The sequence below is a fragment of the Ligilactobacillus salivarius DSM 20555 = ATCC 11741 genome (assembly GCF_001435955.1).
Classification (GTDB): Bacteria; Bacillota; Bacilli; order Lactobacillales; family Lactobacillaceae; genus Ligilactobacillus; species Ligilactobacillus salivarius.
In genome coordinates this window covers 16,002-40,832 of record NZ_AYYT01000009.1, presented here as the reverse complement: position 1 = coordinate 40,832, position 24,831 = coordinate 16,002, and the positions used below count along the sequence as shown (strand labels likewise).

Sequence of the window (24,831 nt, the reverse complement as noted above, 5' to 3'; positions counted from 1 at the left end):
GATGAGGATATGAAATTCAAGAAAGTATTACGATTAGTTCCAGTTGTTTTAGCAGGCACATTCTTACTAGCATCATGTTCAGGAAAGAATAGTTCAAAGGACACATTAAAGTTAATGCAAACAGCTGAAATTCAATCGTTGGATAATTCTAATGTAGCAACTTTGCCTCAATGGAATGTGCTAGTTCAATCAATGGAAGGTCTATATAGAATGGACAAAAATGGTAAACCAGTAGCAGCGATGGCTACAAAGGTTGTAAAACCAACTAACAATGGTAAGACTTATACCTTCCATATCAGAAAAGATGCTAAGTGGTCTGATGGTTCTAAAGTTACAGCTCAAGACTTTGTAACTTCATGGAGAAGATCAGCAAGTCCATCAGCTAAATCAGGATATAACTACATATTTACTGGAATTAAAAATGCTACTAAAGTTTCGAGTGGTGAATTGCCAGCTTCTGACTTAGGTGTAAAAGCATTAAATGACACTACACTTCAAGTTCAGTTAGAGTATCCAATGCCTTACTTCAGCCAAATGATGGTAATGCCAGCTTTCTTCCCACAAAGTACAAAATACGTTAACAAAGAAGGAAAAAGATATGGTACTTCAAGTACAAGATTAGTATATAACGGACCATTTAAGGTAACAGGTTGGACCGGTACTAATGAAAGTTGGGATTTAACACGTAATAAGTACTACTATGATAAGAAAGATGTTCATTTGAAGAAGATCTCTATGCAAGTAGTTAAAGATTCAAATACTGCTCACCAATTGTTCCAAGATAATAAGTTAGATGATGCATTAGTTACAGGAACTACAGCTCAAGGTTTGCAAAAAGATAAAGATTTGAAGCACGTATACAGAGCAGGAACATATTATTTAAGACTAAATCTACAAAATAATAAAGCATTCCAAAATCAAAAATTAAGACAAGCTTTGTATCTAGTTTTAAATAGAAAACAATTAGCCAATAAAGTACTAAGTGATGGATCAACAGCAGGAGATACTTATGTTGCTCCTAGATTAGCTAAAGATCCTACTACAAACAAAGACTTTGCAACAGAAATGAAGCCTTCTACAACTTATGATTTGAAAAAAGGTCAAGAATTATGGAATGAAGGTTTGAAGGAACTTAATAAGAAGAAAGTAACATTGACACTTGTTACAGATGATCAAACAATTTCTAAGAATGTAGGTCAATTTGTTCAATCACAAGTTGAAACAAAATTAAAAGGTGCAGAAGTGGATGTAGTATCTGTTCCTGACAAGAGTGCTAATGATAAAGTAAGCAACGGTAATTTTGATATGAATTATACTTTGTGGTTAGCTGATTTTGCAGATCCAATCAGTGATTTCGATGTATTATCTAAAACTAATCCACAAAATTATGGTAAGTATGCTAGTGAGTATTACAACAAGCAATTGGAATTAGCTAAGCAAAATGGTACTGATACTAATAAGTATTGGGAAAATATGAGAAACATGCAAAAACAATTAAATGATGACATGCCAGTAGTACCATTGTACACAATGACAGAAAGTCACTTAGTAAATAGCAACTTAAAAGGTGTTATGTGGCATTCAGTAGGTGAAACAGACTATACAAGAGCATATTTCGGTAAGTAATAGATAAAGATTGAGATTTAGATCTCTAAACTAAAATAATCGCTAAAGATTAACGTTTTAACTACGTAATCTTTAGCGATTATTATTTTGTGTATTATATTTTATTGATATAAAGCAGTAGAAAGATAACGTTCACCATTGTCAGGAGCAACAGTAATAACTTTCTTACCTTTGCCTAATTTTTTAGCCAATTCAATTGCGCCATGAATGTTAGCACCAGCAGAGATACCAGGTAGGAAACCTTCTTTTTTAGCAACTTCACGTGCAGTTTCAAATGCTTCATCGCTTGAAACTTCTACAACATCATCATAAATTTCACGATCTAAAGTATCAGGGATAAAGCCAGCGGAGATACCTTGAATTTTGTGTGCACCTTTTTTGCCTTCTTTGAGTAGTGGGGATTCAGAAGGTTCAAGAGCATATACTTTTACGTCTGAAGAAGCCTTCTTTAAAGCCCGACCGATTCCAGTTAGGGTACCACCAGTACCTACACCAGCGACAAATGCGTCTGGTAAATTATCGCTACCAAAAGCAGCAACAATTTCTTTACCAGTTGTAAGTTCATGAATTTCAGGGTTAGCTAAGTTCTTAAATTGCATAGGCATGAAGTAACCTTTAGTTTGAACTAATTCTTCAGCTTTAGCAATGGAACCTGCCATACCTTCAGAACCTGGTGTAAGAATAAGTTCAGTGCCATAAGCACGCATTAATTTTTTACGTTCGTCACTCATAGTTTCAGGCATAGTAATAATTAAATGATAGCCTTTAGCAGAAGCTACTGCAGATAAACCAACACCGGTATTACCAGAAGTTGGTTCAACAATAGTATCACCTGGTTTTAAAATGCCATCTTTTTCAGCTTTTTCAATCATTGCTAAAGCAATTCGATCTTTAACTGAACCTGCAGGATTAAAGAATTCAAGTTTTACATAAACATCAGCAGCATTTTCAGGTACAACATGATTTAATTTCACGATAGGTGTATTTCCAATAGTATCTAAGATAGAGTTATAAATTTTTGACATAGGGAGTCCTCCTTAATGATTAGTTATTGTAGTAATCCAATTTTTAAAGAATTTTTTTTGTGTATTTTCCCAAGTAAATTGGGGTTGGCTCATATTATTATCATCCTTAAAGTATCCTGTTGGTTTTGCCAAGCCAACAGCATCACCTCCTCGAGCATTTAATTCGCGGTGATATTCCTTTATAAAGGCATTAGGACCGTATTCTAGGTGTGAGAATAAGAAGTGTTGAGGCTTATTTTTTGCAGACACTAAGAATAAGTGTCCGGTTGATGAATAAGCATTAATAATTAAGTCTTTAGATGAAAGAATGTCATCTTTATTCATTTCAGCGTAACGTGCATGCGGTGCTAAGAAACCATTAGTCAAACCCTTAAGCAAATTACTTTGATTAGTAATTTTTTGCGGATAAATACCGAAAAGTTTAGTATCTAGCATTTCTTTATGAATACCATAGAAGTAATTAAGAGCAACCATACCACCCCAGCAAACATAGAGTTGAGAGATATTTTGCTTTTCTAGAGTATCCATTAGTCCCTGTAATTCATCAAGATAGGTAATATCTGAAAATGGTAATTTTTCCAAGGGTGCACCTGTAATGATGAAAGCATCCATCTGATGAACTAATTTTAAATCTAATGGTTGAGATATTTTAGCCACTAATTCTGGAACTTCACGATTCTTATAGTGGTTAACAGGATAGAAATAAGTTATTTCTAAATTTTCACCTGTATCTCTTAAGACTCTAGAAAATCTTTTTTGAGTATCTTCTTTGTCATGCATAAGATTTAAAATTCCGATTTTTAATGGTTGCCGCGACATTCTTTCCACTTCTTTCTACACCAAAATTTTCACTTATTTTATCAGTTTATGTATTTAAAACAATAAAAAAACACAGAACAAAATGAAATTGTCCTGTGCCCTTGATATCTACCAAAAGAATACAAGCATACTAAATGGTGGATGGCGTAGGGCACAATCCACAACAACAAATATCTGTTTTTACTTGATATTCATTAGACATTTAGTATTACCTCCGACAAATAAGTTACTTGAATTATAACTTACGAAAAGTTAGCTGTCAATTGTTACGCTTACAAACAAAAAAATATAATTTATAAAAACGCTTGCAATTAAAAAACGAAGGATTATAATAATAATTGTAACAAAACTTGAAACGTTTAAAGTTTATAAATTGTTAAAATAACAACAAATAAAAAGCATTAATTTAAACGTTATACTAGGAGGAAGAAAAATGACAGTAGTTTTAGCTAGGGTTGATGAAAGGTTAGTACACGGTGTTACAGTAAATCAATGGAACCGAGAATTACATCCTAAAAGATATATGGTAGTAGATAATGAAATTAGTAAAAATGAAATGATAAAGGCAACTATGAGAATGAGCAAGCCTGCAGGAACAGGAATGTCAATCATTGATGAAGAAAAGGCTATAACTAATTTTAATAATGGGAAATATGATTCACATGCTGTTTTCATTCTGGTTAAAGAACCGGAGACATTATTAAATATGATCAGGGGTGGTGTGAAAATACCAGCAGTCAACTTAGGAGCTATGTTTGAAGAAAACGATAGGAAATCTTTTACTTCCAGGATTGCCATGGATGATAAGGAAATTGAAGATTTGAAAAAAATCCAAGAGTTAGGTGTAAAGATATATGCACAGTATACACCTGATGATGAAAAAATTCTGCTAGATGATTTATTGAAGAAAGGGGAATAATAATATGCCACATTTTTTACAAGATATTTTAGTAATATTAATTGCAGCATACATGGCTTGGGATAATGGAACAGGAAACCAAATAACAGGTAACTGGCCAGTAACAATAGGATTACTTGTAGGGTTAGTAATGGGAAATGTAAGTGTTGGTTTAGTGATAGGAGGAACACTTCAATTAATGTCATTGGGTGTAGCAGGTATTGGAGGCTCTTCAGTTCCTGAATATGGAGTCGCTACGATTGTTAGCATTTATTTAGCAATTAGGACTGGGGCAAGTACAGGAACGGCCATTGCAGTAGGATTACCCGTAGGAATGTTAACGCTTCAATTAGATGTAGTTTTAAAGATTATTAATAACTTCTATGCACATTGGGCTCAAAGATTATTACATGAGAAAAAGTTCAAAAAAATTGATGCAGTATTTTATTTAACAGTTGTAACATGGATGCTTAAATATGTAATTCCTGTAACTTTAGTGGTACTCTTTGGAACACCAATTGTAAAACTTATATTAAATGTAATTCCAACTTGGTTTACTAATGGTTTGCAAATAGCTGGTGGTATGTTACCTGTTGTAGGTATTGGAATGTTGTTGAGATACATGCCAGTAAAAAAATATTTAACATATTTAATCATTGGATTTGTTGCTGCTGCATACCTTAAAGTTCCAGTACTAGGAATTGCCTTATTGGGTGGAGCTGCAGCTTATGCTGTATATATGAAAAATATTCAAAAGACAAATAGTACGGTAGCTACAGCAGAGCAAGATATTGTTAATGATGAAGGAGATGATTTTGATGAGTAATAATAAATTAACGGTAAAAGAAAGAAAAAATATGTTTAGAAGATGGATTTTTTCTGCAGGATTAGGGTATAACTATGAATCCCAACAGGCACCATCTGTTGCATTTTCAATGAGAAAGGCTTTAAGAAAGATTTATTCTAATGATGATGAATATATTGATGCAATGGATAATCATTATAAATATTTTAATGTAACTCCACAAATGGGAAATGTAATTTTAGGGGCAACTTTGGCGATGGAAGAGAAGGATGGTATTGAAGCTAAAGATGCTGTTCAATCTCTAAAAACATCATTAATGGGTCCTCTCTCAGGTGTAGGTGATTCTGTATTTTGGATATTAATTCCAACTATTATGGGATCTATTGCAGGGTATATGGCACTTCAAAAAAATGCTGTTGGAGCAGTTTTATGGATGTTAATGTATATAGCTTTTTATTGGCTAAAAATGTGGTTATTCAATTTAGGATATGAGTCAGGAACAAAATTAATTACTACGCTTGGAGAAAAAATTAATGTATTTACAGATGCAATTTCAATCATGGGATTGATGGTGGTTGGATCATTAGTACCAGCAGTTGTAAAAGTTTATACACCATTAAAATTTGCTACGGGTAAAGTTTCTTTGTCCTTGCAAAAAGGAATATTTGATAAAATCATGCCAGGATTACTTCCAGTTTGTTTAGCATTATTAGTGTATTGGCTTTTAGGGAAGAAATCATGGACACCAACTAGAATTATTTTATTAATTATCCTAATTTGTTTGATTGGTGCAGCAACGGGGATTTTAGGTATAGCTGCATAAATGTTAAGAGAAAGAGAGATAAATAGATGAATAGACATATAATTATAGCAAGTCATTCTACACTGGCAGCTGGGATAGCAGAAACACTTAGATTTTTCGAAGGAGAAGGATTGAAGTTAACAGTTATTACGGCCTATGTAGATAATAAACCAATTGAAGATACAATTAGAGATGTTTTTAAAGACTATAATGAAGATGACGAATACATTATTTTGACAGATTTAATGGCAGGGTCTGTAAATCAAAAATTTGTAGAAAATATTTTCAATAAAGAACATGTGCATTTAATTGCAGGAATGAATTTATCCCTTGCAATGGCAATAACGATGGAACCTAAGGATTCATATATATCAGAAAAAAGAATAAATGAAATTATTGAAGAATCTAGAAAACAAATTATTTATGTTAATGAATCTTTAGCGATAGTAGGTGAGGATGAGGAAGATGAATGATTGGAAAAAGAAAGGTGTAGTATATGAAATTTATGTTCAAAGTTTCAATGATACTAATGATGACGGTATAGGAGATATACAGGGAGTAATTCAAAAATTAGATTACTTAAAAGAATTAGGAGTAAATATTTTATGGCTAACTCCAATTTTTGAATCACCACTAGTTGATAATGGATACGATATTTCAAACTATCAAAGTATAAATAATATCTACGGAACAATGGAAGATGTGGAGGAGCTAATAAAAAAATCACATGACTATAATATAAAAATTGTGATGGATTTAGTAGTAAATCATACTTCTGATCAGCACAAGTGGTTTCAAGAATCAAAGAAAAGTAAAGATAATAAATATAGTGAATACTACATTTGGCGTGATCCTAGACCTGATGGGTCAGCACCAACAAATCATGGTTCCGCATTTGGAGGATCAGCATGGGAGTATGTTCCAGAAAGAGATCAGTACTATTTACACTTATTTGCTAAAGAACAACCAGACTTAAATTGGGATAATAAAGAATTAAGAAATGAAATTTATAATATGATGTCTTTTTGGGCAGAAAAGGGTATTGATGGGTTTAGAATGGATTCTATTAGCTTTATATCTAAACCTCAAAAATTTACAAATGCACCAGTGGTAGATAATAAAGAATATGGCGCATATTATTATGGAATAGCCAATGGAAATAATATTCACAGATATTTAAAAGAAATGAATGAAAGAGTATTAAGTAAATATGATCTTATAACAATTGGGGAAACTCCTCATACAAATACGGAAGAAGGATCCAAATTTTTAGATTCAAATGAATTAGATATGATCTTTCAATTTGAGCATATGCATGTAGACTATGGTAAGTATGGTAGATATTCTGATGTATCATTTAAGATGAGTGATTTAAGAGAAAGTATAAACCATTGGCAAGAAAATCTTACATGGAATTCTAATTATTTAGGAAATCATGATCAACCTAGAATAGTTTCAAGATTTGGAAATGACAAAAAGTATAGAGAAAAGTCAGCAAAAATGTTAGCAATGCTAACATTATTTCAACGTGGGACACCATTTATTTATCAAGGTGAAGAGATAGGTATGACTAATGTGGATTTTCAGTCTATAGATGATATGAAAGATTTAGAAGCGCACAATACATATGATTTTTTGACAAGAGTGGGTATATCAAGCGAAAAAGCCTTAGATATGGTTAACAGGAAGACAAGAGACAATAGTAGGACACCTATGCAATGGAATGCTAGCAAAAATGCAGGTTTCACTGACGGACAACCATGGATACGGATTAATAATAATTATAAAAATATTAATGTGGAAAAAGATTTATTAAATAAAGATTCCATTTACAAATTTTACCAAAAGTTAATTTCATTAAGAAAGAGTAATGATATTTTGATAAATGGCGATTGCAAATTGCTAGATTTAACAGATTCTGATATTATAACCTTTACTAGAAATAATAATGGGGAGAAAATCTTGGTGATTTGTTCATTTTCGGATAAAAAAATTAAATTCGATATTCCAAAAGAGTATAAAGCAACGAAATTATTAATAAGTAACTATGATAGCGCTGACTTTGAAGGGGATGTGACAACTTACCTGGAGCCTTATGAAGGGAGAGCTTATATAATTGGTTAATATGAAAGATGTAGCTAAAGATGCTAACGTATCTGTAGCAACAGTTTCAAATTATATTAATGGGAAAAAAGTTAGACCTGAAGTCGAAGAGCAAGTCAGACAATCTATTGAAAAGTTGCATTATGTAAGAAATGCAGCTGCTAGGGCATTGAAAACTAGTGAATCTAAATATGTAGTTTTTGTTTTACCTACAGTTTGGTCTCCGTTTTTTTCAGAACTAACATTTTGGGTACAACAATATTTAAATGATATGGGATATAAATTAATACTCAGTGTTTCTGAAAATAATTATTCTAAAGAGAAATCATATGTAAAAATGGCTGAAGAGCAAAGAGTAGCAGGGATAATATCAATTTCTTACTCTGATTTAAATAGCCATGTTCCAGCTAATATTCCATTGGTATCAATAGAAAAAGATGATACAGGAATGTTTCCATTAGTAACATCTAATAATTATGATGGTGGTAAAATTGCAGCATCTGAATTCCATAAAAGAGGAGTAACTAGTGCAATATATGCTGGTACATTACATGAAGAATTTTCACCAATGATTGCTAGAAAGTCTGGATTTATAGATCAGTGTAATAATTTAGGAATACATTATAGCATTTTAGATGTTCCATCTTCTAAAAATACTGAAGACTTTCATAAATTTTTAAACCAGCTATTAGAATCAGTAAAAGATAAAGAAGCAGATTTTGGAAAACTGGGAATATTTGCTTATTCTGATGAGGTTGCTATTCACATAAAAGAAAAGCTAGATGAAGAGGGAATAGAAGTACCAGAACAAGTTCAAATTATAGGCTTTGATGGTAGTAAAATATATCCTAATACAAGATTAACTGTGTCTTCTATTAGACAGGATGTTCAACAGATAGCAAATAAAGCAACTGAAATACTGGATAAACAAATAAAAGGAAATTCAGAAAGAGAAGCATCACGAATAATGGTTCCTGTAAATTTTCAACAAGGTTTAACAACTACATCAATATAGAAAATTTGTATCAAAAAGAAAGTGTCATATATCAAGTTAACAAAAACTTGATATATGACACTTATTGTTTTTTCGAACTTACGCTTACACACTAGCCTCACTAGTTATTGAATTGCTATAAGGAATAACCGTAATGTAATTGAAAAGCATATCAGCATAAGAAGGATCATGATAAAAATCATTTATTTTACTATCTAAAGCTGACAAATTATCGGTAATAATACCATCAGTATTTAACCACAAAATTCTATCCATTTCACTGTCAGTATTAACTGTCCAAGCATATACTTTTTGTTGATTAAAGAGAGAATCAACAATAAAAGAATCGTTTAATGTTGATTGCTCCATACTATATGCATTGGCAGATGTTTGAGGATAGGTGAAGTTATAAGGCAAGATATAACTTACAAATATTTTAGGAGCTTTAGCTTTAATTTGTTTAACAACATTGTAATCCAAGGAATGAACCTCGTGATGATGTTTCAAAATATCTTTCTTATACTTTTTCAAAAAGATATCAACGACATCTTTTGAATCGTGTGGAGTAGTTTTAACTTCAATTAACAACTTTTGGTGATGCTTATTAGCATAAGCTAAATAATCGTCAAAACTTACAACGTGAGCAGCATGACCATTCTCATGAGCTACTAATTTAGTAATTTGAGATAAAGTCAACTGATAAGGAGCTTTGTTGACGCCAGTAAGATTTTTAAGGTTTTCGTCATGCATAACGACAAATTGGTGATCTTTAGTTTCATGAATATCCATTTCAATAAAATCTGGATGTTCTTTAATAGTAGCAGCCATAGCTGGAATTGTATTTTGTACACCATTACCGTCATCAACACCGCGATGTGAGATGCGAAGGGGTGGGATATTATTACTATGTAAATAAAAGTAATCATTGGTTAGTGATAGTAATGCAATGAAACCAACCAAAATAACAGTAGTAATTCTGATCTTTTTCTTACGTTGATTGATACGATTACTATGGTAAAAAGTAGGATGTCCCTTAAATACTTCAGTTGGTAAAGTCATTTGAAGTAAGAGGAAACTAACAATTGTTGCAATAAAAGTACTAAAAATCTGGATAATTGCGAGCATGATAATAGCCATAATTAAGTCAAAAGGCTTAGGAAGTTTGTCAAATCCCACCTGAAGAAGTAAGACTAGTAAGTATCCAACCGCAGTAATGGCACCGAAATAAATAGAGATAACAGCCATTCTACGAAGATTAGCAAGATTTTGATGTCTAGTTAACTTAAAACTTTTAGATACAGCTTCGCGAGTATGATAATTTTGAATAATCATTAAAGGCAAAGTGTACAGTAATCTGAGTCCTAGGTAAAAGACGACAAGATAAGCAACTGCAAGTAATAAGGCAAATTGCCATTTAGCTAATAAGAAATCAACGATGAATGCCGGAATCTTAGCTTTATTCAGTAAAGGTGTTTTAAAAATTAAATTAGCAAAGGGCATAATAAGGGTAAAATATCCAATGAAGAATAGAATACTTGTTGGTCGGAGTTGAATTAAACGTTCCCAAGAAGTAAACCAAACTTCTTTAAGTGAAAAATTATCCCTAGAAATATTAGTAATACCTGTTAGTAAAAATGTAAATTGGAAGAAAATTACACCAACTATCAGAACTAATTCTAAAATGAGAGCCAATGATCCAACAGGATGATGAGTGATAATTTCTAAGATATTAGTATATGAAACATATGGAATATGACTTAGCTTTAAAATCCAACTAGTTAAAAACGTAAAAATGGGGATAACAATTGCCTCAATAAACAAATTAATCCCTAAAAAGAAAAACAAGTAGCTTCCCCAACTACGTTTGAAAACATTGATATAGTGATCGATAAATTGCAAATCTGAACGAATTTGTTGCAAAATAAACGCCTCCCTTAAATATATTTTCTACGGTCTAATTATAACATAGAGAATTTTCTGACCATAAAAATAAGCAAATGAAGTCTACGGTCATTTGCTTAAAAGAGATAGGATTTAATATTTAGGAGATTTTTTTTACTAAAAGGTCTGCAACAGCGAAGCCAGACATGGGGTTTTGGCCCGTAATAAATTGTCCATCTTGAACAGCAAAACTAGCAAAAGGTCTTTTTTGAACAAATTTAGCTCCGGCTTTCTTAGCTTGGTTTTCGGTTAAAAATGGTACTTTAAGTAATTTGCCACTGAGAATTTCTTCAAAGTTAGTAAAGCCAGTGATCTTCTTGTTATTGATTAAATAATTGCCTTGATCATCTTTAATTGTAACGAGTCCAGCTAATCCGTGGCAGATTGACATGATGAAGCCACCTTGCTTAAAGATGCTATTAGTTATAGAGCTAAGGGCTGGTTGATTAGGAAAATCCCATAATACCCCATGACCTCCAGTATAGTAAATTGCAAAATAGTCTTGAGGATCAAGATCAGAAACTTTTAAACTGTGTTTTAAAGCGCGATTTTGAAAGTCATTAGAATAATAAATTTCATCAACCTCTTTAGAACGATAAGTACTTTTTAAACTACGAGGATCTAGAGGAACTTCTCCACCATTAACACTGGCATAATCAACTTGATAGCCATGTTCTTGCACTTTATAGACAAATTCAGCAGCTTCAGCTAACCATAAACCTGTCTTATCTTTACTATTATTACCATAGTATCTGGTGTTAGTTAGAATAATTAATATTTTTTTCATTAATTTTCTTCCCCCAAATTTATTTCTTGAATCAAAGATATGATATCTTGTGATAATTTGGAAAGGTCATGCCATTGTTGAGTATTAGTTTCCAAATAATAGAAATTCTTAGTACCTTCTTTTCTCATGCCGACAATACCAACTTGTTTCAGCAGTTTTAAATGATGTGAAACAGCAGGTCGAGAAAGATGTGTCTTTTCTGTAATCTCTCCAACGCGGACACCACCTTTGGATTTGCAAGGAAGAGAAAAGAGAGTATAGATGAGATGTTGTCGATTTTGATCGCCCAATACTTCGAACAGTTGAGCTAGATTTTCAAAACTGAGCTTGATTTGTTTCATTTTTTCTTCTTTAGTCATAATAAAATTCCTTTCCACATCTTATTCGTTAATCAAATTAAACCATTCAACAATCATATTTTCAAGGAAAAGAGATATTGAGAAAGAAAATCGAGACGAAAGAATAAGTGTGTTAACTAATGAATCTTAAGTTGAGGATTTTTATGATTCAAATAGGTTAGTAAAGTTAAAAATAATTGGAATAAATCTGTAAATTTATGAGGATTTAGTCCAATTAAATTGTGTATTTTAGACAATCTGTATAGTAGAGTATTACGATGGATATGTAGGTCTGAGGCAGTTTTATTCATATTTCCACTATTTTTTAAATATGTTAATAGTGTGTTTAATAAATCTGTTCCAGATTCAGTATTATCAAGCATAGAAAATTTTTCTACTAATGTTTTATCTGCTAGATCAGAAGTAAGTAACTGTTGAATAAATTTAACCTCTCGATAATAAATATAGTCTTTATCTAGTAATGTAGAAATTTTAATAACTGTTTGAGCTTCATAAAAGGATTTTCCAATGTTTTTAGTTGTAGAACCTACGCCAACTCTATAATTATGATTATGCGCAAAATTTATGCATTTTTTGACTGTAGACAAATCTTTGCAAATTAAGACTTGTGTATTTACAGAACGATTGAGATGAAAATTATCTTGTTCTAGACGTAGGTCAAGTAATTTTTTTGCAGAGCATTTAATAATAACAACAGTTCGTTCGAAATAGAAATCAATATTTAGTTCTAAGGCCTCTTTTTCTAGATTTTGAGTTGTATCGAAATCTATATCTTTTTGTGTCCATCTAAATAGAAATCTAGTCAATTTATTTTGTTTGTTTTCTTCAATTTGTTGGAATGATTGCTGCTCGAGTAAGAGTTCAGTAGAACTTTTTAATAAAAGTGCAAAAGGTGTAACCTCTTGAGGATCACCAGTAATGCCGATGACACCAATTGTTTGATCATGAAAATTAACAGGAATATTCACACCTGGTTGAACATTCTCTTTTGGATCATTGTGTGAGAATTTAAGTATTTTGTTCTTTCTGAGTACTCTGATGGCTTCAGTGTGCAATTTTCCGATACGAGTATGATCACCGCTAGCAATGATAATACCTTCGTCATTCATCATATTTATGTTATAAGGGATAGTCTTCATCATTCTGTCAACGATTACTTGAGCTAGTTTTGTACTAAGTTCCATATGGAAAACACCTTCTAAATTAATTTGTGCAACTGCATAATGAAAATAGCAATTGTAATATGATAAATTATAACCTGTAAGCGTTAACGTTAAAAGAAAATAATTTAACATATGAGGTGTAAGTAATGGGAAGTATTACAATACCGTGGTTTTCTGCTATTTTCGGATTACTATTAGCAATATTTTTAATCTTAAAAAAATTTAATCCTGTATACTCTTTGTTTATCGGTGCAATTGTGGGTTGTTTGTTAGGTGGTATGTCATTTGCACAAACAGTTAATGTGATGATATCAGGCACTCAAAGTATTATTGGAACTGCAATTAGAGTTCTAGCAGCTGGAATGTTAGCCGGTGTTATGATGGAATCAGGAGCAGCTGAATCTATTGCACATGCAATTGTTACTAAAATGGGTAATAAGCAAGCGTTACTGTCGTTAGCACTATCAACAATGATAATCACAGCTGTAGGGGTATTTATTCCAGTGGCGGTTTTGATTGTTGCACCAATTGCATTATCTGTTGGTAAGCAGACTGGTATTAGTAAGTTATCTTTACTAGTAGCATTATCTGGAGGAGGAAAAGCAGGAAATATAATTTCTCCTAATCCTAATACAATTGCTGCAGCTAATGGATTTCACTTAGAATTAAGTCATGTAATGTTAGCAGGTTTCATTCCAGCTCTATTCGGATTAGCAACAGCTGTAATTGTTGCTAGTTTAGTCAAAAATAAGGGTGAATTTGTTAATTCAAAGGATATTGATGAGGAAGTAACAGAAAAGCATATCATTTCTTTAAAGAAAGCTTTAATAGCACCTGTATTATCAATAATTTTACTTTTAATGAATCCAATTGGAAGTATTTTACATATAGAAGTACTAGCTAATTTCAAAGTAGATGCGATGTATATTTTACCCTTTGCTTCCGTTATAGGTGCAATTGCGATGGGGCAAGGAAAGAAAATAGGTTCTTATGCAAAATTAGGATTAGCTAAAGTTACAGATACTGTTCTAATTTTGATTGGAGCTGGAGCAATTGCTGGATTAATATCAAGTTCAGATTTGTCGAAAGAAATTGTAAATCTTATTAATATGGCAGGAATATCTGGTACTTTCTTAGCTCCAATTTCTGGTATTTTAATGGGACTAGCTGTAGGTTCTACTTCAACAGCTGTAATTTTAGCTACTGGTTCATTTGGAAATGCAATTCTAGGTACAGGAACTTCAGCAATAGGTGCAGCTGTGATGGTACATACAGGTGCAACGGTAATAGATTCTGTACCACAAGGGAATTATTTCCATATAACAGCACAAAGTATGCATATGAGTATTAAAGATAGAATGAAAGTTATACCTTATGAAGCATGCGTTGGTGGAGTTATGACGATTGTAGCAACTATTTTATACGGATTTATTTTAAATTAGTGAGGTAATGATTATGAAGAAATTTGTATTAGCACCAGATTCTTTTAAAGAAAGTATGACAGCTAAGGAAGTATGTGTTGCTATGGAAAAAGGTATAAAAAAGGTTTTTAGCGATGCAGAAATTATACATGTACCAATGGCAGATGGTGGAGAAGGTACAGTGGAATCTTTAGTTGATGCTACAAATGGTCATAAAGAGTATCTTGAAGTTCAAGGACCTTTACCTGAACAGAAAGTAAAGGCGTACTATGGAATTTTAGGTGATGAAAAGACAGCTGTAATTGAGATGGCTCAAGCAAGTGGATTAATGTTAGTAGAACCTAGAGATAGAAATCCTCTGACAACTACTACTTATGGTACTGGAGAATTAATAAAAGCAGCACTAGATAAGGGAGTATCAACTGTTATTATAGGAATTGGTGGAAGTGCAACCGTTGATGGCGGTATAGGTATGGCCCAAGCCTTAGGGGTGAAATTTACTGATAAATATGGAAATAATATTGAGCCAACTGGTAGAGGTCTTACTAAGATTGATAAAATTTCAACGGAAAACATGGATAAACGAATCAAAAATGTAAACTTCATTATTGCTAGCGATGTGGAAAATACATTAACTGGTAAAAATGGTGCTGCAGCAGTATTTGGTCCACAAAAAGGTGCAACTCAGGATGAAGTTGAATTATTGGATAAAGGATTATCACATTATGCCGAGATATTAAGAAAGGATCTAGATAAAGATGTAGAAGACATTGCAGGCAGTGGTGCTGCAGGAGGCTTAGGAGCTGGTTTAATAGCATTCTTGGATGCTAAGTTACAATCTGGTGTGGAAGTAGTAGCTAATACAGTTAATTTAGCAGAAAAAATATCTAACGCAGACTACGTATTTACTGGTGAAGGTGGAATGGATTTCCAGACTAAATATGGGAAAACACCATTTGGAGTCGCACAAGTTGCTAAAAAGTATCATAAAGCAGTTTTTGCTGAAGCAGGATATTTAGGAGAAAGAATTGAAGACCTATACGATATAGGAATATCTGCAATTTTTGGAATTGTAGATAAAGCTGAAAGTATAGAAGAATCTTTAGAAAAAGGTCCACAAAACGTAGAAAGAACAACTGAAAATATTGCCCGATTAATATCGAGTATCCTAGATTAGGAAAAATATACTGGTATAGGTAAGAAACTTAGGCCAGTATATTTTTCTTTTATTGACAACTATAATTCTTAAGATTAATATATAGTTGTGATTACAAATGTAAATTAAAAAGGAGTGAGCCTATGATTACAAAAATTATTGCCTTAGTAATAGGGATTGCTTTAATAGGTTTTATTTCATGGTGGTTTTTTGGAAAACATGAAAAAGAGGCTGTTACAGCTGATGTTGCAGATAATGTTCAAGAAGTTACAGTTAAAGTTGACGGTGGTTATTCGCCAGAAACAGTGGTACTTAAAAAAGGAGTTCCAGCGGTAATTAATTTTTATCGTAAAGATCCTTCTAGTTGTTTGGAACAAGTTGTATTCTCTGATTTTGGTATCAGCAAGATGTTGCCAGAGAACGAGAATACTAAAATAGAAATTAATACTGATAAAGCAGGAGAATATGGTTTTGCCTGTGGTATGAATATGTTTCATGGAAAAGTAATTATTAAATAGAAAGTAGGAATCAAATATGAATAAAGTAGAAATAACAGTAGATGGTGGATACAAACCAAGTGAAGTTAAGGTTAAAGTTGGAGAACCAGTTAAATTAGTGTTTAATCGAATTAGCGATAAAGGATGTCTAGATCAATTAAATATTCCAGCATTGAATGTTAAGCAACAAGATTTACCATTAAATGAACCACAAGAATTTGAATTAGATACAAGTAAAGCTGGTGAAGTTGATTTTGCTTGTGGCATGAACATGTTTAAGGGTAAGGTAGTGATTGAGTAATGACGATTAAATCAAGATTTTGGATTTCATTGATATTCTCATTACCAATGTTTTTCGAAATGATATTAAAGCCATTTGGCTGGATGCTGCCAGGACATACCTATACAATGTTTATTTTAACAACAATTGTAATGGCAATTTCAGCAAGACCATTCCTTCATAGTGCATGGGCGGCTTTTAAAAATCATCATGCTAATATGGATACATTGGTAGCAATTGGAACAGCTACAGCTTATGTGTATAGTATTTATGCGATGTTTACAGGCCAAGATGTGTTTTTTGAGAGTGCAGCTTTTGTTATAACATTCATCCTGTTAGGTCAAGTTTTTGAAGAAAAGATGAGAAACAATGCTAATAGTTCAGTTGAAAAATTATTAAACTTACAAGTTAAAGAAGCTGAAGTAATAGTAGATGGTAAATCTCAAATGGTACCATTAGATGATATAAAAGTAGGCGACGTTATCCGTGTGAGACCTGGTCAAAAGATAGCTGTAGATGGAGAAATAATCGAAGGAAGTTCGACAGTAGATGAATCAATGATAACAGGTGAAAGTATGCCAGTAACGAAAAAAGTGGGCGATAAAGTTATTGGTTCAACATTGAATAATACTGGAACTTTCCTTTTCAAAGCTGACAAAGTAGGTAAAGACACAATGTTAGCTCAGATTGTTGAAATGGTTAAAAAAGCTCAGAATAGTCATGCTCCAATTCAAAAAACAGCGGATAAGATTGCAAATATTTTTGTGCCAGTAGTGCTAATTATTGCTATTCTTACTTATTTAGTATGGTATGTATTTTTAGGGAATAGCAATATTTCTTCATTATTATTTGCAGTATCAGTTGTTATTATTGCATGTCCATGTGCTTTGGGAATTGCAACTCCAACAGCCCTAATGGTAGGAACTGGACGTAGTGCAAAGATGGGAATTCTTATTAAAGATGGTGAAGTACTAGAAGCAACCGATAAAATTGATACCGTAGTCTTTGATAAAACAGGTACAATTACTGAAGGTAAGCCTAAAGTTACAGATATTATCGGTAATAAAGATGAAGTATTACAAATTGCTGCTAGCTTAGAGAAAAATTCTGAGCATCCATTAGCTACTGCGATTATGGATAAGGCAATAGAACAGCAACTTGAATTATTTGAAGTAAATGAATTTATGGCAGTTGAGGGAAAAGGAATTACTGGCTCAATTGCTGAGCAACGAGTAGTAGTGGGTAACACTAAGCTTATTGAAGATTGGAATATATTCCAAGAACTACAAGAAAAAATGAAGAACTTGCAATCTGAAGCAAAGACAGTTGTAGTTGTGGGTAAAAATGATGAAGTCATAGGTTTAATTGCAATTCAAGACATTCCAAAGGCAACTTCAGCTAAGGCAATTAGTGATTTGGAAAAACGTGGGCTAAAAACAGTTATGTTAACTGGTGATAATCAACAAGTAGCAGAAGTTATTGCCAACGAAGTAGGAATTGATGAAGTGATAGCGGATGTTTTACCACAAGATAAAGCACATCATATTGAAATGCTGCAAGATCAAGGTAGAAATGTTGCTTTTGTTGGTGATGGAATTAATGATGCACCAGCTTTAACAACTGCTAATGTCGGAATTGCTATGGGAGCAGGAACAGATATTGCAATTGAATCTGGTGGCATTGTTTTAGTGAAAAATGATCTAGAAGATGTAGTTAAAGCTTTAATGATGAGTGAAAAGACTTTTAATCGCATTAAGTTAAATCTATTCTGGGCATTTATCTATAATGGCTTGGGAATTCCAGTGGCAGCAGGGATCTTTTCTGGCATTGGTTTAACTCTAAGTCCGGAATTAGCAGGATTAGCAATGGCATTTAGCTCTATATCCGTAATGATAAGTTCTTTGATGTTGAATAGGGTAAAAATTGCATAAAAATTAATGACTAGGGAATTTCTCTAGTCTTTTATTTTGTAAAATTTTATTAACTAAAGTAACCGCTTTAAAAAGTGATATAATAGAATCAATGAGTTTAAATTTGGGAAGTGATAAAATGGCAATAACAGTCTACATTGTACGCCATGGGCAAACATTATTGAATCGTTATAAGAAGATGCAAGGATGGGTAGATTCACCGTTGACTGAAAAGGGAATTCAAGATGGTAAGCGAGCAGGTAAAATCCTAGAAAATATTAAGTTTGATAAAGCATATAGTTCAGATACAATGCGTGCAATTCGTACTTGTGAGTACATTTTGAGTGAAAATAAAGTATCAGGTGATTTAAAAGAACCGCAAGCAATGATGGAGTTTCGTGAACAAAAGTATGGTTATTTTGAAGGTAGTGATTCACCACAAACATGGATGCTAATTGGTGCAACGCATGGGGCAGGTTCATTTAAAGAACTTGTAAATAAGTATCCTTTAGATGAGATTAAGGATTTTATGCATGAGACTGATCCATTTCATGAAAGTGAAGATAGTAAGACGTACTGGAAGAGAATAAATTCAGGCTTTGACTATCTAAGAAAAAATCATAAAGATGGAGAAGCTGTTTTATTGGTATGTCATGGTAGTACAATTGCCAGTTTGGCTGACAAATATGGAGATAATATTAATGTTGGGGAAAACTATCCTCAGAATGGGTCAATTACTAAGTTAAAAGTAACAGAAAATGATATTGAAATTGAAGAATATAATAAAATAGATTAGAGATGGTGGGATTATTAGATGATACCTTTTAAAGCTGTAGCGATTGATATGGATGGAACCTTTTTAAGAGATGATAAAAGCTATGATAAAAAATTATTTTCTGAGTTATTAAATAAGATGAAAGAAAAGGATATCCATTTTATTGTAGCTAGTGGTAATCAATTTGAAAGGACGAGATTAGATTTTACTGAATATTGGAAAGATATGTCCTTCGTTGCCGAAAATGGAATGTACTTGGTAGATGATGGGAAAGATCTAAGCTATGAGCAATTGGACCGAAGTTTAGTTGAAGAGTTAGTAGAATTTATGGCACAAAGACCTGAATTAACACCAGCTTTATGTGGGAAAGAAAATGCATATCTAGAAAAGAATTCAGATTCAAAATTTGTCAAGATGATGAAATATTATTTACCTAAGCATAAAATTGTTGATAGTTTCAAGCAACTTCCTGATGATGTATTTTTTAAATTTACAGTTGATGTTCCTAAAGAAAAAACTTTATCAACGGTTGATGAAATTAACGAAAAATTTGCGGGAAGAGTTTTTGCTACTTCAAGTGGTTTTGGAAATTTTGATTTAATCTTGCCACATGTCAATAAAGCTGTCGGATTAGAAAAAATGCTAGCAAGTTGGAATTTAACCTTAGATGATTTAGTAGCTTTTGGCGATGGTGGAAATGATTTAGAGATGTTAAAAGCTGCAGGACTTAGCTATGCAATGGAAAATGGTAGCGATGAAGTGAAAAAGGTAGCTGATAAAATCGCCCCTAATAATAATGATTCGGGAGTATTGAAAGTTTTAGCTGACTATTTAATGTAAGTTAATCTAAACTACGGTATAATTAGAAGTATTACAATAGTAAAGCGAGGAAATTTTATGACACTAAGAGGATTCGCTTTACCACAGTCGCCTCCATCATTTTGTGACAATTAAACAATAAAATTATCACAAGAATAGGAGAAATTAGATTATGGTAGAAGCAATTAACTTGAAAAAAGGTATGATTTTTGAAATGAACGGTAAACTTATTAAGGTGTTGGAAGCAAATCACCACAAGCCTGGTAAGGGAAATACTGTTATGCAAATGAAATTAAATGATGTGCGAACAGGAGCAATCGTTCAAACAACCATGCGTCCTTCTGAAAAAGTAGAGTTAGCCATAGTTGATAAGAAAAATGCCCAATACTTATATGGTGAAGGCGACCTTGAAGTATTTATGGATATGGATACTTATGAACAATATGAATTAACTAAAGAACAATTAGCAAATGAAGAAAAGTATTTAATGCCAAATATGGAAGTTCAACTAGACTTTTGTAAAAATGAATTAATTGGGATTGAATTGCCAACAACTGTTGAAATGAAAGTAACTGAAACTGAACCAACAATTAAGGGTGCTACAGCAGCTAGTGGTGGTAAGCCAGCAACAATGGAAACAGGATTAGTCGTTACAGTTCCAGACTTTATTAATGTAGGGGACACATTAGTAATAAATACTACAACAGGTGAATATAAAGCACGTGCATAAAAAATGAAAGCCAATTATATACCGAGATTATGGTATATAGTTGGTTTTTATTTTAAAAATTAAAACTTGCACCCATTTTATTTTAATGGTATTCTAATAGTATACTCAAATGTAATTGGAGGTTGTAATGATGATTAACTTACATATTAATGATAACAACAAATTGAATACAACCACCACCTCAACCACTGTGTAAGCTGGTTGAGTTAATTTGGTATGCTATTATTAAAATGAATGCAAAATACAAAGTCAACTAGATCAGCTAATCACAAACTAAAAATGTATTGTGAGAAAAGTTGGATGGTTGGCTTTTTTATGTATTTAGACGATCCAACTGAGTAGAAATTTAGTTGGCAAGGAAAAGAGGAATCTATATGAGCAAAAATAAGGATAATATAAATGGGGGCCTGAATAGGTCGCTATCATCAGGACAGATGGAGATGATAGCTTTAGGTGGAACAATTGGTGTTGGATTATTCATGGGATCTACATCTACAATTAAATGGACTGGTCCTTCAGTATTATTGGCTTATGCAGTAGTAGGTGTATTATTATATGCTGTTATGCGAGCTTTAGGAGAAATGATCTATATAACACCAGGAACGGGATCATTTGCTGACTATGCGACTGATTACATTCATCCACTGGCTGGGTATTTAACAAAATGGAGCAATATATTCCAATATATTGTTGTAGGAATTAGTGAAGTTATCGCTGTTACTCAATATCTGAATTTCTGGTGGCCACATTTACCAGATTGGATTTCAGGATTAGTGGTTATCATAACATTGACTTTAGCAAATCTTGCATCTGCTAAAGCGTATGGGACATTGGAATTTTATTTTGCGATGATAAAAGTTGTTACGATTATCTTAATGATAATTATTGGATTAATGGTTATCTTCCTTGGATTAGGAAATAACTGGCATGCGATTGGATTATCAAATCTTTGGAAACATGGTGGATTCTTTACAGGTGGATTTAAAGGATTTATGTTTTCTCTATCTATTATTGTTGGTTCTTATCAAGGAATTGAGTTACTAGGAATTACAGCTGGTGAAGCAGAAAATCCTAAACATGCAATTGTAGCATCTGTAAAATCGATTGTATGGAGAATTTTGATTTTCTATATTGGAGCAATCTTTGTAATTGTGACAATTTATCCATGGAATCAATTAGCTTCTGTAGGTTCACCATTTGTTGAAACATTTACTAAAGTAGGTATTGCTGGTGCAGCTGGAATTATTAACTTTGTTGTTCTTACAGCTGCAATGTCTGGGGCTAACTCAGGAATTTATAGTTCTAGTAGAATGTTATTTAAGTTATCAGTAGATAAAGAAGCACCAAGTATTTTTAGTAAGTTATCTAAACATGTGGTACCTAATATCGCTATTTTGACAATATCAAGTGGGATTTTGATTGGATTTATTTTGAACATTGTCCTTTCTATCTTTAGTAAATCTTCAGCTAACTTATTTGTAATTGTCTATAGTTCCAGTGTATTACCTGGATTAGTACCTTGGTTTGTAATTCTATTATCAGAATTACGTTTCCGTCGTCAAAATGCACATATGCTAGAAGAACATCCATTTAAGATGCCGTTCTATCCATTATCTAATTATCTGGCAATCATTGCATTGGTAATAATAGTTCTCTTTATGTTTGTTAACCCTGATACACGAGTTTCAGTATCAGTCGGAGCAGTATTTCTATTATTATTGTCATTGATTTTCTTTATTAGACATGGAAAAGATGGACAAAAAGGAAAGAATTAATATAGAAGAAAATAGTCGCATCAATTGCGACTATTTTTTTATACCAATTTAATATTATTATGAGAAATATTGTAATTTAATAAAAATATGGGTTGCTTTTATAGGGATGATTTATTATTAAAATTCGTAATTTGATAATAAATATAGTTGTTAAAGAATCTAATTTTAGTTTTTACTAGAATGAACAAGAAATTAATTATAGCTTTTTTTAAAGTAGAATAAAAAAATTAATCGTAATAATAAGAGAAAATTTGAATTTTGTTAATCTGAATTATCATTATTTTAGAATTATTACAGCAATAGTTATAGCCTTTATATCAGTATTTATAAGGTGTTTTAAGTTTTAAATAGTATTTGATAGGCATAATTAAAATTTCAATTTAATAGCAAAAAAATATATTTATAAAAGAAAAATTAAAATGTTGTAATTTTTCGGTGAGTATTATATAATCTAACCATGATATAAGATAACTTTTTTAACTGAGGAAAGGGGTAAATGAAATGAAGTTTAAAAAGCTATTAGCAGTTGGCGCTACTTTAGCAGTGTCAGCATTCACATTAGCTGCTTGTGGATCAAAGAGCAGCGATTCTGGCAAAACTCTTCACTGGGAAGACAATGCTGAAATTTCCACATTAGACCCTTCTAAAGTAACAGACGTTGTTGGTTTTAACCAATTAAACAATGTTACTGAAGGTTTATATCGTTTAGGAAAAGACAGTAAGATCACACCAGGTCTTGCTACAAAGACAACCGTAAGTAAAGACGGCCTTACATATACATTTACTTTACGTAAGGATGCAAAATGGTCTAATGGTGATAAAGTAACCGCAAAAGACTTTGTATATTCCTGGCAACGTACAGTAAATCCTAAGACAGGTTCACAATATGCTTACCTATTCAGTGGTATTAAGAACGCTGACGCTATTATGGAAGGCAAGAAGTCAGTTTCTGAATTAGGTGTTAAAGCAGACGGTGACTACAAGTTAGTTGTTACATTAGATAAGAAGATTCCATACTTCAAGTTATTGATGGGATTCCCATTATTCTTCCCACAAAACCAAAAAGTTGTTGAAAAATATGGTAGCAAGTATGGTACAGCTTCTAAGTACTTCGTTTATGACGGGCCATTCAAGCAAGAAGGTTGGACAGGTTCTAACTTAAGCTGGAAATTAGTTAAGAACGATGATTACTGGGATAAGAAAGCTGTTAAATTAGATAAGATTACTTACCAAGTAGTTAAGGATTCTAATACAGGTTACAACTTATTCCAATCTGGTAAGTTAGATGGTGCATTATTAAGTGCTGAACAAACAAAGCAATTAAAGGGACAAAAGAACTACACAGTCTTCCACGAAAGTACAACATTCTACTTACAATACAACCAAACAAAAGAAGAATTTAAGAACGCTAATATCCGTAAAGCAATTTCTCTAGCTATCAATCGTAAGGACTACTTAAAAGTTCTTGGTGGTGAAAATACAGCTGCTACATCTGTAACACCAGTTGGATTGACAAAAGTTAATGGAAAAGACTTCCAAAGCATTGTATCTGACAAGACAGATATGACATACAACAAAGCTAAAGCTAAAGAATTGTTCAACAAAGGTTTACAAGAATTAGGTAAAGACAAATTAGAATTTGCTATCTTGACAGATGATACAGACGCCGCTAAGAAGTCTGTTGAAGCTCTTCAAAGTCAATTGAAAGAAGCATTTGGTGATAAGGTAACAGTTAATACACAAACAGTTCCATTTAAGACACGTCTATCCCGTTCAACAAGCGGTGATTTCGATGTAGTATTATCAGCTTGGGGTGCAGACTTCGCTGATCCTATCTCATTCTTAGACTTGTTTACATCAAACAACGAACAAAATGATGGTAAGTGGAGCAATGCTGAATATGACAAGTTGATCGCTGCTTCTAAGAATGCTAGTTCTGCAAGTGATCGTTGGAGTGATCTAGAAAAAGCTGAAAAGATCTTACTTCAAGATCAAGGTGTAACACCACTTTACTACAGAAACCAAGCATGGATGGTAAATGATAAAGTTAAAGGTATCATCTACAATACAGCAGGTGCTAACTTGAACTTCAAGGATACCTACATCGCAAAATAATTTATAGAAGTTTAGTTCTAAAATTATTTAA

The 24,831-nt window shown here is 32.5% G+C and carries 23 protein-coding genes; 17 read left to right on the top strand and 6 right to left on the bottom strand.

Annotated elements, in window-relative coordinates; translation table 11 throughout:
• Positions 1–9: 9 nt before the first annotated feature.
• Positions 10–1,626, top strand: a complete 1,617-nt coding sequence (locus FC55_RS05570; protein WP_003700921.1) for a peptide ABC transporter substrate-binding protein — start codon at positions 10–12, stop codon at positions 1,624–1,626.
• A gap of 101 nt (positions 1,627–1,727) precedes the next feature.
• On the opposite strand, the gene cysK is transcribed toward FC55_RS05570, so the two are convergent.
• Positions 1,728–2,651 carry a cysteine synthase A gene (gene cysK, locus FC55_RS05565; RefSeq protein ID WP_003700922.1) on the bottom strand — a complete coding sequence of 308 codons (924 nt, stop codon included), beginning with the start codon at positions 2,649–2,651 and terminating at the stop codon, positions 1,728–1,730.
• Positions 2,652–2,663: 12 nt separating this feature from the next.
• A complete protein-coding gene (locus tag FC55_RS05560; RefSeq protein ID WP_003700924.1) occupies positions 2,664–3,470 on the bottom strand; it encodes a homoserine O-acetyltransferase/O-succinyltransferase family protein in 807 nt (268 codons plus the stop codon).
• A 433-nt stretch (positions 3,471–3,903) separates the two neighbouring features.
• Here FC55_RS05560 and FC55_RS05555 point away from each other — a divergent pair, with 433 nt between their 5' ends.
• Genes FC55_RS05555 through FC55_RS05530 form a run of 6 tightly spaced genes read left to right on the top strand, consistent with a single transcriptional unit; the run spans position 3,904 to position 9,093 of the window.
• Positions 3,904–4,389: a PTS sugar transporter subunit IIB gene (locus FC55_RS05555; RefSeq protein ID WP_003700926.1), complete on the top strand. Its 486-nt coding sequence runs from the start codon at positions 3,904–3,906 to the stop codon at positions 4,387–4,389.
• 4 nt (positions 4,390–4,393) lie between these two features.
• Complete coding sequence (locus FC55_RS05550; RefSeq protein ID WP_003700927.1) at positions 4,394–5,194, top strand: PTS mannose/fructose/sorbose/N-acetylgalactosamine transporter subunit IIC; 801 nt, start codon at positions 4,394–4,396, stop codon at positions 5,192–5,194.
• On the top strand, positions 5,187–5,996 hold the full coding sequence (locus FC55_RS05545) for a PTS system mannose/fructose/sorbose family transporter subunit IID (RefSeq protein WP_003701643.1): 810 nt from the start codon (positions 5,187–5,189) through the stop codon (positions 5,994–5,996). Before FC55_RS05550 ends, FC55_RS05545 begins: the two co-directional genes overlap by 8 nt.
• 26 nt (positions 5,997–6,022) lie before the next feature.
• Entirely contained in the window at positions 6,023–6,448 is a 426-nt protein-coding gene (locus tag FC55_RS05540; protein WP_003700930.1) for a PTS sugar transporter subunit IIA, read from the top strand.
• Positions 6,441–8,099: a glycoside hydrolase family 13 protein gene (locus FC55_RS05535; RefSeq protein WP_003700932.1), complete on the top strand. Its 1,659-nt coding sequence runs from the start codon at positions 6,441–6,443 to the stop codon at positions 8,097–8,099. The genes FC55_RS05540 and FC55_RS05535 overlap by 8 nt, the downstream gene beginning before the upstream one ends.
• A 1-nt stretch (position 8,100) precedes the next feature.
• Entirely contained in the window at positions 8,101–9,093 is a 993-nt protein-coding gene (locus tag FC55_RS05530; RefSeq protein WP_003700933.1) for a substrate-binding domain-containing protein, read from the top strand.
• A gap of 84 nt (positions 9,094–9,177) precedes the next feature.
• Here FC55_RS05530 and FC55_RS05525 read toward each other — a convergent pair whose 3' ends face one another.
• From FC55_RS05525 to FC55_RS05510, 4 genes are all read right to left on the bottom strand, one after another.
• A complete protein-coding gene (locus FC55_RS05525) occupies positions 9,178–10,992 on the bottom strand; it encodes a glycerophosphodiester phosphodiesterase (protein WP_003700935.1) in 1,815 nt (604 codons plus the stop codon).
• 121 nt (positions 10,993–11,113) lie between these two features.
• Positions 11,114–11,800, bottom strand: a complete 687-nt coding sequence (locus FC55_RS05520; protein ID WP_003700937.1) for a type 1 glutamine amidotransferase domain-containing protein — start codon at positions 11,798–11,800, stop codon at positions 11,114–11,116.
• Positions 11,800–12,159 carry an ArsR/SmtB family transcription factor gene (locus FC55_RS05515; protein WP_003700939.1) on the bottom strand — a complete coding sequence of 120 codons (360 nt, stop codon included), beginning with the start codon at positions 12,157–12,159 and terminating at the stop codon, positions 11,800–11,802. Before FC55_RS05515 ends, FC55_RS05520 begins: the two co-directional genes overlap by 1 nt.
• Before the next feature lie 116 nt (positions 12,160–12,275).
• A complete protein-coding gene (locus FC55_RS05510) occupies positions 12,276–13,343 on the bottom strand; it encodes a CdaR family transcriptional regulator (protein WP_035150100.1) in 1,068 nt (355 codons plus the stop codon).
• A gap of 125 nt (positions 13,344–13,468) precedes the next feature.
• Between FC55_RS05510 and FC55_RS05505 the strand changes: the two genes are divergently transcribed.
• The 10 genes from FC55_RS05505 to FC55_RS05460 all read left to right on the top strand — a co-directional run bounded on the left by FC55_RS05505 (position 13,469) and on the right by FC55_RS05460 (position 24,800).
• On the top strand, positions 13,469–14,764 hold the full coding sequence (locus tag FC55_RS05505; protein WP_003700942.1) for a GntP family permease: 1,296 nt from the start codon (positions 13,469–13,471) through the stop codon (positions 14,762–14,764).
• A gap of 13 nt (positions 14,765–14,777) precedes the next feature.
• Positions 14,778–15,920 carry a glycerate kinase gene (locus tag FC55_RS05500; RefSeq protein ID WP_003700944.1) on the top strand — a complete coding sequence of 381 codons (1,143 nt, stop codon included), beginning with the start codon at positions 14,778–14,780 and terminating at the stop codon, positions 15,918–15,920.
• 122 nt (positions 15,921–16,042) lie between these two features.
• Positions 16,043–16,417, top strand: coding sequence for a cupredoxin domain-containing protein (locus FC55_RS05495; RefSeq protein WP_003700946.1), 375 nt, complete (start codon positions 16,043–16,045; stop codon positions 16,415–16,417).
• Between the two features lie 16 nt (positions 16,418–16,433).
• Entirely contained in the window at positions 16,434–16,697 is a 264-nt protein-coding gene (locus FC55_RS05490) for a cupredoxin domain-containing protein (RefSeq protein WP_003700947.1), read from the top strand.
• Positions 16,697–18,607 carry a copper-translocating P-type ATPase gene (locus FC55_RS05485; RefSeq protein WP_003700949.1) on the top strand — a complete coding sequence of 637 codons (1,911 nt, stop codon included), beginning with the start codon at positions 16,697–16,699 and terminating at the stop codon, positions 18,605–18,607. Before FC55_RS05490 ends, FC55_RS05485 begins: the two co-directional genes overlap by 1 nt.
• 118 nt (positions 18,608–18,725) lie before the next feature.
• Positions 18,726–19,382 carry a histidine phosphatase family protein gene (locus FC55_RS05480; protein WP_035150104.1) on the top strand — a complete coding sequence of 219 codons (657 nt, stop codon included), beginning with the start codon at positions 18,726–18,728 and terminating at the stop codon, positions 19,380–19,382.
• Positions 19,383–19,400: 18 nt separating this feature from the next.
• Positions 19,401–20,201, top strand: a complete 801-nt coding sequence (locus FC55_RS05475) for a Cof-type HAD-IIB family hydrolase (protein ID WP_003700952.1) — start codon at positions 19,401–19,403, stop codon at positions 20,199–20,201.
• Between the two features lie 151 nt (positions 20,202–20,352).
• The gene (efp, locus tag FC55_RS05470; RefSeq protein ID WP_003700953.1) at positions 20,353–20,910 is read left to right on the top strand and encodes an elongation factor P; all 558 of its coding nucleotides are present in this window, start codon (positions 20,353–20,355) and stop codon (positions 20,908–20,910) included.
• Between the two features lie 374 nt (positions 20,911–21,284).
• Positions 21,285–22,685 (top strand): amino acid permease, encoded by a 1,401-nt coding sequence (locus tag FC55_RS05465; RefSeq protein ID WP_003700954.1) that lies wholly within the window; start codon positions 21,285–21,287, stop codon positions 22,683–22,685.
• A 501-nt stretch (positions 22,686–23,186) separates the two neighbouring features.
• Positions 23,187–24,800, top strand: coding sequence for a peptide ABC transporter substrate-binding protein (locus tag FC55_RS05460; protein WP_003700955.1), 1,614 nt, complete (start codon positions 23,187–23,189; stop codon positions 24,798–24,800).
• The last annotated feature ends 31 nt before the right edge of the window (positions 24,801–24,831 follow it).

What these genes read in the sequence shown, in the direction of transcription:
- FC55_RS05570 (WP_003700921.1), top strand. Translation starts at nt 10, where the DNA reads ATGAAATTCAAGAAAGTATTACGATTAGTTCCAGTTGTTTTAGCAGGC.
- cysK (WP_003700922.1), bottom strand. Translation starts at nt 2,651, where the DNA reads ATGTCAAAAATTTATAACTCTATCTTAGATACTATTGGAAATACACCT.
- FC55_RS05560 (WP_003700924.1), bottom strand. Translation starts at nt 3,470, where the DNA reads ATGTCGCGGCAACCATTAAAAATCGGAATTTTAAATCTTATGCATGAC.
- FC55_RS05555 (WP_003700926.1), top strand. Translation starts at nt 3,904, where the DNA reads ATGACAGTAGTTTTAGCTAGGGTTGATGAAAGGTTAGTACACGGTGTT.
- FC55_RS05550 (WP_003700927.1), top strand. Translation starts at nt 4,394, where the DNA reads ATGCCACATTTTTTACAAGATATTTTAGTAATATTAATTGCAGCATAC.
- FC55_RS05545 (WP_003701643.1), top strand. Translation starts at nt 5,187, where the DNA reads ATGAGTAATAATAAATTAACGGTAAAAGAAAGAAAAAATATGTTTAGA.
- FC55_RS05540 (WP_003700930.1), top strand. Translation starts at nt 6,023, where the DNA reads ATGAATAGACATATAATTATAGCAAGTCATTCTACACTGGCAGCTGGG.
- FC55_RS05535 (WP_003700932.1), top strand. Translation starts at nt 6,441, where the DNA reads ATGAATGATTGGAAAAAGAAAGGTGTAGTATATGAAATTTATGTTCAA.
- FC55_RS05530 (WP_003700933.1), top strand. Translation starts at nt 8,101, where the DNA reads ATGAAAGATGTAGCTAAAGATGCTAACGTATCTGTAGCAACAGTTTCA.
- FC55_RS05520 (WP_003700937.1), bottom strand. Translation starts at nt 11,800, where the DNA reads ATGAAAAAAATATTAATTATTCTAACTAACACCAGATACTATGGTAAT.
- FC55_RS05515 (WP_003700939.1), bottom strand. Translation starts at nt 12,159, where the DNA reads ATGACTAAAGAAGAAAAAATGAAACAAATCAAGCTCAGTTTTGAAAAT.
- FC55_RS05510 (WP_035150100.1), bottom strand. Translation starts at nt 13,343, where the DNA reads ATGGAACTTAGTACAAAACTAGCTCAAGTAATCGTTGACAGAATGATG.
- FC55_RS05505 (WP_003700942.1), top strand. Translation starts at nt 13,469, where the DNA reads ATGGGAAGTATTACAATACCGTGGTTTTCTGCTATTTTCGGATTACTA.
- FC55_RS05500 (WP_003700944.1), top strand. Translation starts at nt 14,778, where the DNA reads ATGAAGAAATTTGTATTAGCACCAGATTCTTTTAAAGAAAGTATGACA.
- FC55_RS05495 (WP_003700946.1), top strand. Translation starts at nt 16,043, where the DNA reads ATGATTACAAAAATTATTGCCTTAGTAATAGGGATTGCTTTAATAGGT.
- FC55_RS05490 (WP_003700947.1), top strand. Translation starts at nt 16,434, where the DNA reads ATGAATAAAGTAGAAATAACAGTAGATGGTGGATACAAACCAAGTGAA.
- FC55_RS05485 (WP_003700949.1), top strand. Translation starts at nt 16,697, where the DNA reads ATGACGATTAAATCAAGATTTTGGATTTCATTGATATTCTCATTACCA.
- FC55_RS05480 (WP_035150104.1), top strand. Translation starts at nt 18,726, where the DNA reads ATGGCAATAACAGTCTACATTGTACGCCATGGGCAAACATTATTGAAT.
- FC55_RS05475 (WP_003700952.1), top strand. Translation starts at nt 19,401, where the DNA reads ATGATACCTTTTAAAGCTGTAGCGATTGATATGGATGGAACCTTTTTA.
- efp (WP_003700953.1), top strand. Translation starts at nt 20,353, where the DNA reads ATGGTAGAAGCAATTAACTTGAAAAAAGGTATGATTTTTGAAATGAAC.
- FC55_RS05465 (WP_003700954.1), top strand. Translation starts at nt 21,285, where the DNA reads ATGAGCAAAAATAAGGATAATATAAATGGGGGCCTGAATAGGTCGCTA.
- FC55_RS05460 (WP_003700955.1), top strand. Translation starts at nt 23,187, where the DNA reads ATGAAGTTTAAAAAGCTATTAGCAGTTGGCGCTACTTTAGCAGTGTCA.